This is a genomic window from Lysinibacillus sp. UBA5990, assembly GCF_002429815.1.
Taxonomy (GTDB): domain Bacteria; phylum Bacillota; class Bacilli; order Bacillales_A; family Planococcaceae; genus Lysinibacillus; species Lysinibacillus fusiformis.
Genome location: NZ_DJAY01000009.1, coordinates 1 through 12986, shown reverse-complemented (window position 1 = coordinate 12986; position 12986 = coordinate 1). Strand labels below are relative to the sequence as shown.

The 12986-nt window shown below is 38.5% G+C and carries 15 protein-coding genes, 1 pseudogene and 1 other annotated feature; of the genes and pseudogenes, 12 read left to right on the top strand and 4 right to left on the bottom strand.

Annotated features, from left to right (window positions below; translation table 11 throughout):
• The 8 genes from B3D94_RS05590 to rpsI all read left to right on the top strand — a co-directional run bounded on the left by B3D94_RS05590 (position 1) and on the right by rpsI (position 6083).
• Complete coding sequence (locus tag B3D94_RS05590) at positions 1 to 945, top strand: DNA-directed RNA polymerase subunit alpha (protein ID WP_004233733.1); 945 nt, start codon at positions 1 to 3, stop codon at positions 943 to 945.
• Positions 946 to 1001: 56 nt separating this feature from the next.
• The gene (gene rplQ / locus B3D94_RS05585; RefSeq protein ID WP_008181938.1) at positions 1002 to 1382 is read left to right on the top strand and encodes a 50S ribosomal protein L17; all 381 of its coding nucleotides are present in this window, start codon (positions 1002 to 1004) and stop codon (positions 1380 to 1382) included.
• A 424-nt stretch (positions 1383 to 1806) separates the two neighbouring features.
• On the top strand, positions 1807 to 2652 hold the full coding sequence (locus B3D94_RS05580) for an energy-coupling factor ABC transporter ATP-binding protein (protein ID WP_025116432.1): 846 nt from the start codon (positions 1807 to 1809) through the stop codon (positions 2650 to 2652).
• Positions 2628 to 3500, top strand: a complete 873-nt coding sequence (locus B3D94_RS05575; RefSeq protein WP_291755587.1) for an energy-coupling factor ABC transporter ATP-binding protein — start codon at positions 2628 to 2630, stop codon at positions 3498 to 3500. The genes B3D94_RS05580 and B3D94_RS05575 overlap by 25 nt, the downstream gene beginning before the upstream one ends.
• The gene (locus tag B3D94_RS05570; RefSeq protein ID WP_025116430.1) at positions 3497 to 4294 is read left to right on the top strand and encodes an energy-coupling factor transporter transmembrane component T family protein; all 798 of its coding nucleotides are present in this window, start codon (positions 3497 to 3499) and stop codon (positions 4292 to 4294) included. Before B3D94_RS05575 ends, B3D94_RS05570 begins: the two co-directional genes overlap by 4 nt.
• Positions 4295 to 4307: 13 nt before the next feature.
• Complete coding sequence (gene truA / locus B3D94_RS05565; protein WP_069483218.1) at positions 4308 to 5048, top strand: tRNA pseudouridine(38-40) synthase TruA; 741 nt, start codon at positions 4308 to 4310, stop codon at positions 5046 to 5048.
• A 179-nt stretch (positions 5049 to 5227) separates the two neighbouring features.
• A complete protein-coding gene (gene rplM, locus B3D94_RS05560; protein WP_004233742.1) occupies positions 5228 to 5665 on the top strand; it encodes a 50S ribosomal protein L13 in 438 nt (145 codons plus the stop codon).
• A gap of 25 nt (positions 5666 to 5690) precedes the next feature.
• Positions 5691 to 6083: a 30S ribosomal protein S9 gene (gene rpsI, locus B3D94_RS05555; RefSeq protein WP_004233744.1), complete on the top strand. Its 393-nt coding sequence runs from the start codon at positions 5691 to 5693 to the stop codon at positions 6081 to 6083.
• Positions 6084 to 6200: 117 nt separating this feature from the next.
• Here rpsI and B3D94_RS05550 read toward each other — a convergent pair whose 3' ends face one another.
• A complete protein-coding gene (locus tag B3D94_RS05550) occupies positions 6201 to 6323 on the bottom strand; it encodes a hypothetical protein (protein ID WP_291755564.1) in 123 nt (40 codons plus the stop codon).
• Positions 6313 to 6588, bottom strand: a sequence feature (16S ribosomal RNA rRNA prediction is too short). (Overlaps the previous gene by 11 nt.)
• A gap of 158 nt (positions 6589 to 6746) precedes the next feature.
• A complete protein-coding gene (locus B3D94_RS05545; protein ID WP_291755563.1) occupies positions 6747 to 7355 on the bottom strand; it encodes an ankyrin repeat domain-containing protein in 609 nt (202 codons plus the stop codon).
• Positions 7356 to 7847: 492 nt separating this feature from the next.
• Between B3D94_RS05545 and B3D94_RS05540 the strand changes: the two are divergent.
• The 3 genes and pseudogenes from B3D94_RS05540 to B3D94_RS05530 all read left to right on the top strand — a co-directional run.
• Positions 7848 to 8672: pseudogene (locus B3D94_RS05540) on the top strand (DUF4822 domain-containing protein); the annotation flags it as partial.
• Between the two features lie 131 nt (positions 8673 to 8803).
• Positions 8804 to 9517, top strand: a complete 714-nt coding sequence (locus tag B3D94_RS05535) for an N-acetylmuramoyl-L-alanine amidase (protein ID WP_012296043.1) — start codon at positions 8804 to 8806, stop codon at positions 9515 to 9517.
• 72 nt (positions 9518 to 9589) lie between these two features.
• Positions 9590 to 10645 carry a P-loop NTPase gene (locus B3D94_RS05530; RefSeq protein ID WP_025116425.1) on the top strand — a complete coding sequence of 352 codons (1056 nt, stop codon included), beginning with the start codon at positions 9590 to 9592 and terminating at the stop codon, positions 10643 to 10645.
• A 53-nt stretch (positions 10646 to 10698) separates the two neighbouring features.
• Here B3D94_RS05530 and gerD read toward each other — a convergent pair whose 3' ends face one another.
• Positions 10699 to 11307 (bottom strand): spore germination lipoprotein GerD, encoded by a 609-nt coding sequence (gene gerD, locus B3D94_RS05525; RefSeq protein WP_069483032.1) that lies wholly within the window; start codon positions 11305 to 11307, stop codon positions 10699 to 10701.
• Between the two features lie 151 nt (positions 11308 to 11458).
• Here gerD and B3D94_RS05520 point away from each other — a divergent pair, with 151 nt between their 5' ends.
• Positions 11459 to 12133, top strand: a complete 675-nt coding sequence (locus B3D94_RS05520; protein WP_069483220.1) for a KinB-signaling pathway activation protein — start codon at positions 11459 to 11461, stop codon at positions 12131 to 12133.
• A 41-nt stretch (positions 12134 to 12174) separates the two neighbouring features.
• Here the strand turns inward: B3D94_RS05520 and B3D94_RS05515 are convergent, their stop codons facing one another.
• Positions 12175 to 12831, bottom strand: coding sequence for a hypothetical protein (locus B3D94_RS05515; RefSeq protein WP_291755554.1), 657 nt, complete (start codon positions 12829 to 12831; stop codon positions 12175 to 12177).
• Positions 12832 to 12986: the final 155 nt, after the last annotated feature.

The window sequence follows — 12986 nt, the reverse complement described above, 5'->3', positions numbered from 1 at the left end:
ATGATCGAAATTGAAAAACCAAAGATTGAAACGGTGGAGATCAGCGAAGATTCCAAGTATGGAAAGTTTGTTGTAGAACCGCTTGAACGCGGATATGGAAACACTTTGGGTAATTCTTTACGTCGTATCCTTCTGTCTTCATTACCAGGAGCTGCTGTCACGTCAATTCAAATTGATGGCGTTCTTCACGAATTCTCAACTGTAGAAGGCGTAGTAGAAGATGTAGCTTCAATCATTTTGAACGTGAAAAAACTAGCTCTTAAAATCTACTCTGACGAAGAAAAAGTTATTGAGATTGATGTAAAAGGCGATGGTACAGTTACGGCTGCTGACATTACACATGACAGTGATGTAGAAATTTTAAACCCTGATCTATATATTGCAACAATCGCTAAAAACGGTCATTTACGTATGCGTATGTACGCACAACGCGGCCGTGGTTACACTCCTGCTGATCAAAACAAACGTGAGGATCTTCCTATCGGCGTGATCCCGATCGACTCTATTTACACTCCAGTATCACGCGTCAATTTCCAAGTGGAAAATACTCGTGTAGGTCAGTCTTCTGACTACGATAAACTTTCTCTTGATGTGTGGACAGATGGCAGCATCGGTCCGAAAGAGGCGATTTCGCTCGGAGCAAAAATTTTAACCGAGCATCTTAACATCTTCGTTGGCATGACAGATGAGGCACAAACTGCTGAAATCATGGTCGAAAAAGAAGAAGATCAAAAAGAAAAAGTTTTAGAGATGACTATCGAAGAACTTGATCTTTCTGTTCGCTCTTATAACTGCTTAAAACGCGCTGGTATTAACACAGTACTAGAACTTGCGAATAAGTCAGAAGACGACATGATGAAAGTTCGTAACCTTGGACGTAAGTCACTAGAAGAAGTAAAAGCGAAGTTAGAAGAGCTTGGTTTAGGATTACGCAAAGAAGACTAAGCGATTTAAACAAAACTAACAAGGTCAGATTTTTTCTATAAAGGAGGGAAACATCCATGGGTTACAGAAAACTTGGTCGTACAAGTTCTCAACGTAAAGCGATGTTACGTGACTTAGCTACTGATTTAATCATCAACGAGCGTATCGAAACTACTGAGGCTCGCGCTAAAGAAGTACGTAAAGCTGTTGAAAAAATGATTACTTTAGGTAAGCGCGGAGATTTACATGCACGCCGTCAAGCTGCTGCATTCATCCGTCGTGAACTAGTAACAACGACTGATGCAGAAGGTAACGAATCAACATCATTTGCACTTCAAAAGTTATTTGATGATGTTGCACCACGTTATGCAGAGCGTCAAGGTGGTTACACTCGTATTCTTAAAGTAGGTCCTCGTCGTGGTGACGGTGCACCTGTAGTTGTGATTGAACTAGTTTAATCATTAGAGAAAACTTGTGGTGAAGAGGGTGGGAATCACCACCCTCTTTCTTTATAAACGATTTATACGACAAATAATTAAGCTGAGCGTTATGATGAGCGGACACTAAGGTGTGGCGTCTCGTTTAGCTCTCCGCACCTCATTCAGGAGAGATAAGGGCTTGAGCACCCTTATTTCTTGAAAATGTAACGACTAGCGCATTTCTATTGAATGAGGTGCGCGCTTTTTTATTACTAAGGATAGCGCCAATTTGTGGTGCTTTTTTTAATATATGGGTTTAATGTTTTCCCTAATTACAGCTTTACGAGGTCGTTTAATTATTTTAGTATTTTACTTTTATCGACATAAGGATTGTAGTAGAATTCATACATAAAAAAGTGTAAGTTAGTTAGTAGAGCTGAGCATGTAGAGAGGAGTTCTAGAAATGCCTGAAATTTTATCTTTAAATAATGTGACTTTTTCATATACACCAGAAGAACCAACTAGTCGTAATGCTGTCGAAAATGTTAGCTTCGCCGTTGAAGAGGGAGAATGGATTGCTATAGTAGGACATAATGGTTCTGGAAAGTCGACCATAGCAAAGTTGATGAATGGTTTGCTATTTCCTCAAAAAGGAGATGTCCGCATTTTACGAGAGCCATTAAGTGAAGAAAACCTTTGGGAATCCCGTTCTCTCATGGGTATGGTTTTTCAAAACCCGGACAATCAATTCGTAGGTGCAACCGTACAGGATGATGTTGCGTTTGCATTGGAAAACAACGGCGTGCCTTTTGAAGAAATGGTACAGCGTGTTCATGCGGCACTGGAACAAGTAAAAATGAGCCACTTTTTAGATCATGAGCCACACCATTTATCGGGAGGGCAAAAGCAGCGTGTCGCTATTGCAGGAGCACTTGCGTTAAAGCCGAAGCTTCTTATATTAGATGAGGCTACTTCTATGCTAGATCCTCAGGGACGTGGAGAGGTATTACAAACTGTTCAAACTTTACGTGCTGAAACAGGACTTACTGTACTATCCATAACCCATGATTTAGAAGAGGCGATGCTAGCAGATCGTGTACTTTTTATGAATGATGGGAAGAAGTTTGCAGAAGGTACCCCTGCTGAAATATTTGCTCTTGGGGACAAGCTAGTGGAATTTGGACTAGACTTACCATTTGCACTAAAGTTATCAAAGCTATTGCAAAAGGAAGGTGTTCCATTAATGGGACAACATATGACAGAAGAAGAGTTGGTGAATGATTTATGGACATCAAACTTCAACAAGTAAGCTATGCTTATGCACAAGGGACGCCTTTTGAAAAACGGGCATTATTCGATGTAGATTTCGATATCCCATCACACACATATCAAGCAATTATTGGTCATACTGGTTCGGGTAAATCAACTATTCTCCAGCATTTTAATGCACTTCTAAAACCTACTTCAGGAGAAGTACATATCGGGAATCGTGTAGTGGTAGCCGGAAAAAAAGCAAAGGATTTAAAAGCTGTACGACAAAAGGTCGGTATCGTCTTTCAATTCCCGGAGCATCAGTTATTTGAAGAAACCGTGTTAAAGGATATTATGTTTGGTCCCATGAACTTTGGCGTACCAGAAAAGGAGGCCGAAGATCGGGCACGAGCACTTGTCAGCTTAGTGGGGTTACCAGAAGACGTTCTAGAAAAATCTCCGTTTGATTTATCGGGAGGTCAAATGCGTCGAGTAGCGATAGCAGGTGTTTTAGCGATGGAGCCTGAAGTAATTGTGTTGGATGAACCTACCGCGGGCTTAGATCCACGTGGTCAGAAAGAAATTATGGATATGTTTTATGAGCTTCATCAGGAACGTCACCTGACAACGATTCTAGTAACGCATAGCATGGAAGACGCTGCCCGATATGCAGATAATATTGTGATTATGCATGAAGGTAAAAATGTTTTAAGTGGAACACCGCGAGATATATTTAAGGATGTTGATACATTAAAAAGCTTCCGCTTAGAGCCACCTCGTATTGTACGCTTTCAACAAAAGATGGAGCAAATGATGGGGAAACCTTTATCAAAAGTTTGCTTAACCGAAGAAGAACTTGCAGTTGAGATTGCTCAAGTACTCGGAGAGGAGCGTGCGGAATCATGATGGAAAAAATGATTTTTGGACGCTTTTTACCAGGAGATTCTCCCGTTCATAAACTGGATCCACGCTCTAAGCTAATCTTTGTATTTGCTTTTATTATTATAGTATTTTTGGCCAATAATACAGTGACGTATGCTATGCTCTTGGCATTCACCCTTCTTGTTGTATTAATATCACGAATTCGCTTGTATTTTTTGATAAATGGTCTTAAACCGGTTCTCTTTTTGATGGCCTTTACCTTCTTGCTTCATATTTTTATGACGAAGGAGGGCGTTCCCGTTTTTGACTCGAAGTATATTACCATATACGATGAGGGGATTAGACGTGGGGTTTATATTTCAATACGTTTTCTAGTATTGGTATTTATAACATCTATCTTAACTTTAACAACGTCACCGATTTCCATTACAGACGGTATTGAAGTGCTTTTAAATCCTCTGAAGGCATTGAAAGTACCTGTCCATGAATTAGCTTTAATGATGTCGATTTCTTTACGCTTCATTCCAACTTTAATGGATGAAACAGATAAGATTATGAAAGCACAAATGGCAAGAGGCTCTGATCTATCCTCAGGCCCAATAAAAGACCGTATTAAAGCTGTAGTGCCATTACTAGTACCTCTTTTTGTGAGTGCATTTAAACGGGCCGAAGATTTAGCCACAGCGATGGAAGTAAGAGGCTATCGCGGAGGAGAAGGACGTACTAGATATCGTAGGCTAAAATGGGATATGGGTGATACATTTGCGCTTGTATTATTAGTAGCAATAGGTGTATTGCTATTCTTCTATAGAAGCTAAAGGAGTATGCTTTATGCGACGATTAAAAGTAATTATTAGCTATGACGGTACACTTTTCTCAGGCTATCAAGTACAGCCTGGGGAACGCACCGTGCAGGCAGAAGTAGAACGTGTATTAGCCATTATGCATAAAGAGGAAAAGGTGAAGGTAACCGCAAGTGGACGTACAGATGCTAGGGTTCATGCAACAGGGCAAACATTGCATTTTGATACACCACTAGCCATTCCAGCTGACAAGTATCGCAAAGCTTTGAATGTGCAGCTCCCTAGAGATATTCGCGTAATGTCTGTAGAAGAAGTAGAACATGATTTTCATGCACGCTATAGTGTAACTGGGAAGCGATACCGTTATATTTGGTCCTGTGAGCCTATTCAAAATCCATTTAGGAGACATTATACCGTTGAGACAAACGGGGTCAAACCTGATGTAGTTGCCATGCAGAAGGCTGCTCAAGCTATCATTGGGACACATGACTTTTCATGCTTCTGCGCAGCCAATACAAGTGTTCAGGATAAAGTAAGGACAGTCACCTCATTACAATTTGAGTGGCATGGGGAAGAACTTCATATGGTTATTGAAGGCAGTGGTTTCTTATATAATATGGTGCGAATTATTGCAGGTACATTGTGGGAAGTGGGTATTGATCGCCGGACGATTGAAAATATAGCTCTGGTAGTTGCTTCAGAAGATCGAGATAAAGCTGGAAAAACTGCGCCACCACAAGGTTTGTACTTAGAAAAAGTGTTCTATTAGTGTCACTTTCAACCTCGAAACAACTTTACCAGGTGTTTAATGAAATTGCTTGACTTTAAAAGTCATTCATTATATGATAACAGATGGTATTTTCATTACCACCACAAATAAGCCCCGAAAACTTATAGTGTAGTTTAATGAAAAATAACGGTAATCGAATCGATTAGGAGGATATATACATGCGTACAACATTCATGGCTAAAGGTCACGAAGTAGACCGTAAATGGTTAGTAGTTGATGCAGAAGGCCAAACTCTTGGACGTTTAGCTTCTGAAGTAGCTGCAATCTTACGTGGTAAACATAAACCAACATTCACACCAAACGTTGACACAGGTGATCACGTAATCATCATCAACGCTGACAAAATCCATTTAACTGGTAACAAATTAGAAGGTAAACTTTACCGTCACCACACTCAATTCGCAGGTGGTTTAAAAACTCGTACTGCTGGTGAAATGCTAGACAAGTACCCAACAAGAATGATCGAATTAGCAGTTAAAGGAATGCTTCCTAAAAACTCTTTAGGTCGTAAAATGTTCACTAAACTTAATGTTTACACTGGAACAGAGCATCCACATGCTGCACAAAAACCAGAAGCATACGAGCTTCGCGGATAATATAAATTAAGAGGAGGATATTACTTTGGCACAAGTTCAATACATCGGCACTGGTCGCCGTAAAAGCTCTGTAGCTCGCGTACGTTTAGTACCAGGTACAGGTAAAATTGTTATCAACAAACGTGAAATCGAAGAATACGTACCATTCGCTGCATTACGTGAAGTAATTAAACAACCATTAGTAGCTACTGAAACTACAGGAAGCTATGATATCCACGTAAACGTTAACGGTGGTGGATACACTGGTCAAGCTGGTGCTGTCCGTCACGGTATCGCTCGTGCTCTACTTCAAGTAGACCCAGATTTCCGTGCTGCATTAAAATCAGCTGGATTACTTACTCGTGATTCACGCATGAAAGAACGTAAAAAACCAGGTCTACGCGGCGCTCGTCGTGCACCTCAGTTCTCAAAACGTTAATTTCAAATTTTTCTATCAAAGACTCTTTCTACTTTTGTGGAAAGGGTCTTTTTGTATGAAAATAGTAGCCATTATAAAAAGCAATCTTTGGAGTTGTTGTCCGAAGATTGCTCAATATTATTGTGGAGGAAGCTGATGTACACGTTCAGCTAGTTCAGGAACTGGACCGTCAACAGGAATATCTTGAATCACTTCTTGAATAGATAGATGACGAACGGGTGAGATAGTAGTGATGCCCAATATCTTTCAACCATTGTGCAAGTTGAGCACTAAGGGGCGGAAACCCCCTAACACTTAGCACTCATCGTTTACGGCGTGGACTACCAGGATATCTATTCCTGTTTGCTCTCCACGCTTTCGCGCCTTAGTGTCAGTTACAGACCAGAAGTCGCCTTCGCCACTGTTGTTCCTCCAAATTCTACGCATTTCACCGCCACGGGAAGTATAGACTTTTGCGATACTTCTTTCCTTAGCGGACATATGTTTAGCTACCCAACGTGCTCATGCAAAATCAGGATGTTGCGTATGGTTACCACCAGACACATGATTTCGATCTTCGGCTAACACCTCACCTTTCGCAGCCAAAGGGCTCATCACCTGCTTCTAATGCATACATCATTCTAAATGCGTTCAATCAAGTGGATCATCTAATGCCTCCTTATATTAACTCTTACTAGAACCTTCTGACTCAGCCTCTTTTAAAATCAGCTCTATTTTGTGAAAACCTAATTGTTTTGCATGCTGTAACGGTGTGACTCCTTCTCTATCAGTAATATTCAAATTTGCCCCATAATCCACTAACAGTTGAACGATTTCTTGGTGTCTCTCACCGCCATTACCTAGAATGACGGCTTCCATTAAAGCTGTCCAATGTAAATGGTTAATATGATTGACATTAATATCTGAATGATTCAGGAGTGCACGAACTACTTCTACATGACCACGTTCTGCTGCGGGAATAATGGCCACGCCTCCGAAGCGGTTCGTCAATTTCGTATCGGCACCAGCAGCGATGGCTAGTTTCACGATTTCTAGAAAACCTGATGCCCCTGCATGGAGGAGCACATTTTCTAGCTGATTATCTTGTAGATTTATGTCCGCACCACGCTGAATAAGAGCCCTTACTGTTTCCACCTGGTTATAATAAGTAGCTGCTAATACCGCCGTTCTGCCTAATTGATTGGTGGCATTGATATCGGCACCTTCTTGTAGAAGTGTTAGGACTTTTTCAGTTTCTCCATTCGCAGCGGCAATAATCAAATGATCGCTCATTTCTAGCACCTTCTCTTTCCATATTATAAAAATATGGTAACATGTAACATCTTGCCCGAATAATATTAAAAAAATATGCTGCACTTAGCTTTTACATATAGTAGAAAGCGCCCTTTAGTATATTTATAAAACTTTAAATAATCTTCTTGGCATAATAATTGTTATTTCTGCACAAATTTAAAATTATTAAAAATATTTTCGTATAAGTTTATGCTTTTTTAAGAAATTATTTAGAGGGAGTTTAACAATTCATTTTAATATGAATCATGAAAGCTACATCAAGCCTTACAAGAGAGGCTTGGTGTAACTAAAAAATATAGCAAAAAATGGAGGTAAGTAGGTATGAAAAAATTATTGATTGTATCTGTTGCAGCAATGGCACTACTTGCAGCATGTCAAGATAAGGAGCCTGCGAAAGGCAACACTACAAATAGTGTGGAAACAAAAACGGAAAGTGCTTCTACAGAAAATACAACGAAAGATCAAGCACAGGTAACAAAGGGTCAAGAAATGGCTACTATTCTTAGTGCTACAAACTGGCAAGGTACAAAAGTATACGATAAAGATAACAACGATTTAACTGCGGAAAATTCAAACTTTATTGGCTTGGCTAAATATGATGTGAAAACAGGTCATTATGAATTCTTTGATGCTACTACTGGTAAAAGTCGTGATGATAAGGGAACATTTTTCATTACAAACGATGGGAAACAAAGAATTTTAATTTCTGAGTCCAAAAATTATCAAGCGCTTGTAGAAATCACAGAATTAAACAAAGATATTTTCACTTATAAACGAATGGGTAAAGATGCTGCTGGTAACGATGTAGAAGTCTTTGTGGAGCATATCCCTTATCAAGAAAAAGAGCTTACATTTACAGATCCAAATAAAACTCTTAATGCAACTACAGGCGATATCGTAACAGATGTAGACGGCGATGAAATTTTAGCTAATACATTATGGCAGGGCACAGCTGCTTTAGATGAAAATGGTAAAGATGTAACCGAATTTAATTCAAATTTCATTAGTATTGCAAAATACGATGCAAAAACGAATAAATATGAATTCTTTAACCCTGAAACAGGCGAAAGTCGCGGTGACTATGGCTACTTTGACGTCATTCATGACAATAAAATTAGAGCTCACGTTTCACTTGGTGATAATAAATATGGTGTGGCTCTTGAAATTACTGAAATGAATGATAAGAAATTTACGTATAAACGAACAGGTAAAGATAAAGACGGAAATGAGATAACCGTGTTTGTTGAGCATGAACCCTATAAAGGGGAATTTAAACCAAAATTTACACTGCAATAAAATTGTTCTTCCTCCCTTAATATAGAATCATTTAAAAACTCTCAAGTTGAATACTTGTGAGTTTTTTTTTCTTTCTGGCATAGTTTATCCACTAACTTCGTACACTAAATGTAAAAGGGTGGTGGATATGGGTGAAGCGCTGGCTGGCACTAGGAGTAATTATGCTTATGAGTATAGTGGTCGTGGCATATGAAACAAATGCTTCGGACCGTAACTTCTTTTTACCAGACCCACTTGGTGGCATAAAAATTGTCATTGATGCAGGGCATGGTGGGGAGGATGGAGGAGCTTCAAAGGGCGAAGTCATTGAAAAGGATATTACACTTGCAATTTCTCAGCATGTGGAGAAGAAATTGAAGAAAAAAGGCGCAACAGTCATCATGACAAGAACAAAAAATGGTGATGTTATTGATGAACACGCGCCATCAGAAAAGTATGGAACGTTAAGAGAACGTAAAAAACAAGATATCTTTTTAAGAAAGGATATTGTAGAGAAAGAAAAACCGGATGTATTTATTACCATTCATGCCAATGCTATTCCGGAAACAAAATGGCGTGGCGCACAGGTGTTTTATCATAAGGAGGGACATGCTGACGGTGAGATACTTGCAAAAAGTATTCAAGAGTCCATTCGTACTAATTTAAAAAATACAGACCGAGAAGCATTGTCTATTAAGCAGATATATTTATTGAAAAAAGCAGAAGTACCTGCGGCATTAGTAGAGACTGGATTTATTAGTAATGATGAAGAGCGAGCATTATTAACAGATAAGAACTATCAAGAAAAAATGGCAGATGCAATTGTTGAAGGTATAGAAGAGTATTTATTAGCTAAAGTTGAGTAGAGCAACATCACAACGTAAATTAAATCATTTATGATATACTAACATTGAGACAATATAAGGGGAGTGTTCGTCGTGATTACTGAACAACAAGTACGAGAAATACTAGGACAACTACAAGATCCATTTTTACATAAATCGCTTGCAGAAACAGATGGTATTACAAACGTAGCAATAAAAGAAGAAAAAAATCATGTCAGTGTAAAAGTTGCGATTGCTAAATTGAATACACCTGAACAATTACAACTACAAATGAAAATTGTTGAGATGTTAAAAGAAGCGGGTGTAAATACGGTTGGTATTCGTTTTGAAGAACTATCAGCAGAAAAGCTTCAAAGCTTCCGTGGCACAGCAACAGAATCTGAAGCACAAGATATTTTATCACCACTTAGCACGGTTCAAGTTATTTCAATTGCTTCGGGTAAAGGTGGAGTAGGTAAATCTACAGTTTCGGTTAACTTAGCGGTTGCCTTAGCTCGTCTAGGCAAAAAAGTGGGCTTAATCGATGCAGATATTTATGGTTTTAGTGTGCCCGATATGATGGGTGTAACAGATATGCCTAAAGTCGTCGATAATCGTATTTTCCCAGTAGATCGCTTTGGCGTAAAAATGATCTCAATGGGCTTCTTTGTAGAAAATAATGCACCTATTGTATGGCGTGGCCCGATGTTAGGTAAAGTATTAGATCAATTCTTCCGTGATGTAGAATGGGGAGAGCTTGACTACCTACTATTAGATTTACCGCCTGGTACAGGTGATGTTGCATTAGATATTCATCAAATGTTACCTTCATCAAAAGAGATTGTAGTCACAACACCTCACCCAACAGCAGCATTTGTTGCAGCTCGTGCAGGTGCCATGGCTCTACAAACGGACCATGAAATTTTAGGTGTCATTGAAAACATGGCTTGGTTCCAATCGAAATCAGGTGAAAAAGAGTTTGTCTTTGGGCAAGGTGGAGGTCCTAAACTAGCAGAAGAGCTTCGTACGGAGCTACTTGGTCAAATCCCACTTGGGCAACCAGATTGGACTGATGCTGATTTTGCACCGTCTGTATATGCTGAAAAACATACTACCGGACAAATTTATTTAGACATCGCGACGAAAATCATTGAAAAATTAAATAAATAATAAAAAACGGATTTCCATCCTTTTGGAGGAAATCCGTTTTTAATAAACCACGGTTATTCAGTGCCTTTTTGCTCCTTATCAGTGCTGCCACCGCTTTCACCACTCGCTTCTTTCTTATTGCCACTTCCAGATGAAGTTGTTTCGCCACTCTTTTTAATTAGCTCTTGCCATTTCGATTGCATTAAAGGGCTTTCGATCGTTTCCTTCACTACTTCCTCCATCTGCTTTCGCATGTTGGATGATTTTAGAATAGTCTCTAGCTGTTTCTGCATATCAGGCTGTCCAAAAAAGGCTTCCATATCCTTTTGGAAAGTTGGATCTTTTATTAAATCCTTCATAATATCCTGTTGCTGTTTTTGCATACTTTTTGCAACTGTTTCCTTAAACTTTGGATCTTCAAAGGTTTTCTTCCAAAAGTCTTCGGCTTCCTTAGAAAGTAATGTTTCCTCAGTAGCTTTTTTCACTTCATCATGCTCTAAAATCAACAGCTCACGGAAACTTGGCTCTTCTAAAAGCTGTCGCAATGCCTTTTTACCGTCCTCTGTTTGTAAAGAGTCAATCATAATTTTTTTTATTTCATCATAGGACATAGTAGAGGTTTTATCTTGTGAACAGGCAGAAAGAAATAGCATTAGAATCAGTAATAGGGTGAATTTCCGCATCGACAATCAGTCCTTTCTATAGATAGACTCTTTCAATTATTGTTCACATTTCTGATGACTTTATGTATTGGGAAAGATGAGAAATAGCTTTTTTAACAATGCATTGATAAAATAAGGACAGATATATTGAGAAATTGGGGGACTTTTAGTTGTGACGATACGAAATTGGGCAAAGTTTTTCTTCTTTGCAATGCTCGTTGGTGGGATAGTCAACGGAGTTTTTAGTTTATTTATTCGCTGGGATTTCTTCCAACCATACATAGCAAACGGTCATTGGGGAGAATTTTTCGCTGGGCTGTTATGGATGGTCTTCTTAGGATTTACAATGAGTGTTATTGCACAGGCTGGCTTTTTCGCTTATTTAACACTCCATCAAGTCGGTGTAAATATCTTTAGAACACTCACATTGTGGAATTGGGTACAGCTTTTACTTATTGCAATTACTATTTTCGATATTATCTTCTTCCGTTTTGTACCTGGTGTAAAGGATGGACAAAGCTGGTTGTTCTATGTTGGATTATTAATCGTCCTCATTTTTGGAGCCATGGCTACAGCCGTTCAAAAAGTAAAGTTAACAGGGAAAAAACATGTATTCATTTCTGCTCTGTTCTTCATGATTGTTATTACAACTCTGGAATGGACAATTGCGTTAATGGGTCGTGATGAAAATATCAATGAATACGTCGCATTATTATTATTCCCGTTATTGGCGGTTAATGCATATCAATTATTAGTATTGCCAAAATATAATGCAAAATCCGATGAAGATCGTCAAAAATTAGAAGCACGTCGCAAAGCGCGCCAAAAACAAGCAAAAAATGCTTAAATGAAAAAAATTGCCTCCTACAAAATAGAGGCAATTTTTTTCTATGGAGACTTTTTAGTTTGCACTTTATAGCCAAATATATTTTCCTCAATGGACATAAACTTATTTTGCTGTATTAAAGTATTAAGTTCTTTAAAAGTAAATGAGCTATCTTGATGTAATGGAACAAATATAAAGTCCCCTTTTTGGAGTTTTGGTGTTTTCTCACCCTGCCAAATAAGGGAAGGAGATAGCAAATTCATTTGTTGCTGAAACAAAGATTTTTGTAAGTCTTGTGAATACTGGTGGTTCTGAGTAGCAAACCAAAGTGGCTTTTCCTTCAAATATTGTTCATAAATATCAATATCCTTTTGTACAAGATCAATGTTTATAGGTTTTTCTATTGAATCCTCTGGTCCAAGTAGTCCTGTAGGTAATTTCCGTTCTTGAATAATTTTTATATGGTCCGGGGAACGCTTAATCCAATCTGTATCTAGAAGAAGAAGGGGATAAGGTTCTTTTACCGTTTTAAGCCAATCTATTAGAGACTCATCAGAGAATGAAACCTCGACAACAAGAGATGTGCCGTAATGACCTTTTGTAACGACAACTGGTGCGTTCGCAATATTAAATACAGAAATCATCGTAGAATTTATAGGCTTTAGAAAAACAAAGAGAATTCCGATTAGAAGCAGTGAAATCAACGTTTTACGGATCATAATAACAACCTCGTTTCTTTAATTTTAAATAAAAAATAAGTCTCTTTAAAAAAACTTATGATTTAGTGTTGACTTTCATGAATAATCGATGTTATTATGTATAAGTCGCCAAGAGGTGACAGTGAAACAAACAACATGAACCTTGAAAACTGAAC

Coding starts and splice junctions, on each gene's coding strand:
- B3D94_RS05590 (WP_004233733.1), top strand. CDS start 1: ATGATCGAAATTGAAAAACCAAAGATTGAAACGGTGGAGATCAGCGAA.
- rplQ (WP_008181938.1), top strand. CDS start 1,002: ATGGGTTACAGAAAACTTGGTCGTACAAGTTCTCAACGTAAAGCGATG.
- B3D94_RS05580 (WP_025116432.1), top strand. CDS start 1,807: ATGCCTGAAATTTTATCTTTAAATAATGTGACTTTTTCATATACACCA.
- B3D94_RS05575 (WP_291755587.1), top strand. CDS start 2,628: ATGGACATCAAACTTCAACAAGTAAGCTATGCTTATGCACAAGGGACG.
- B3D94_RS05570 (WP_025116430.1), top strand. CDS start 3,497: ATGATGGAAAAAATGATTTTTGGACGCTTTTTACCAGGAGATTCTCCC.
- truA (WP_069483218.1), top strand. CDS start 4,308: ATGCGACGATTAAAAGTAATTATTAGCTATGACGGTACACTTTTCTCA.
- rplM (WP_004233742.1), top strand. CDS start 5,228: ATGCGTACAACATTCATGGCTAAAGGTCACGAAGTAGACCGTAAATGG.
- B3D94_RS05545 (WP_291755563.1), bottom strand. CDS start 7,355: ATGAGCGATCATTTGATTATTGCCGCTGCGAATGGAGAAACTGAAAAA.
- gerD (WP_069483032.1), bottom strand. CDS start 11,307: ATGCGGAAATTCACCCTATTACTGATTCTAATGCTATTTCTTTCTGCC.
- B3D94_RS05515 (WP_291755554.1), bottom strand. CDS start 12,831: ATGATCCGTAAAACGTTGATTTCACTGCTTCTAATCGGAATTCTCTTT.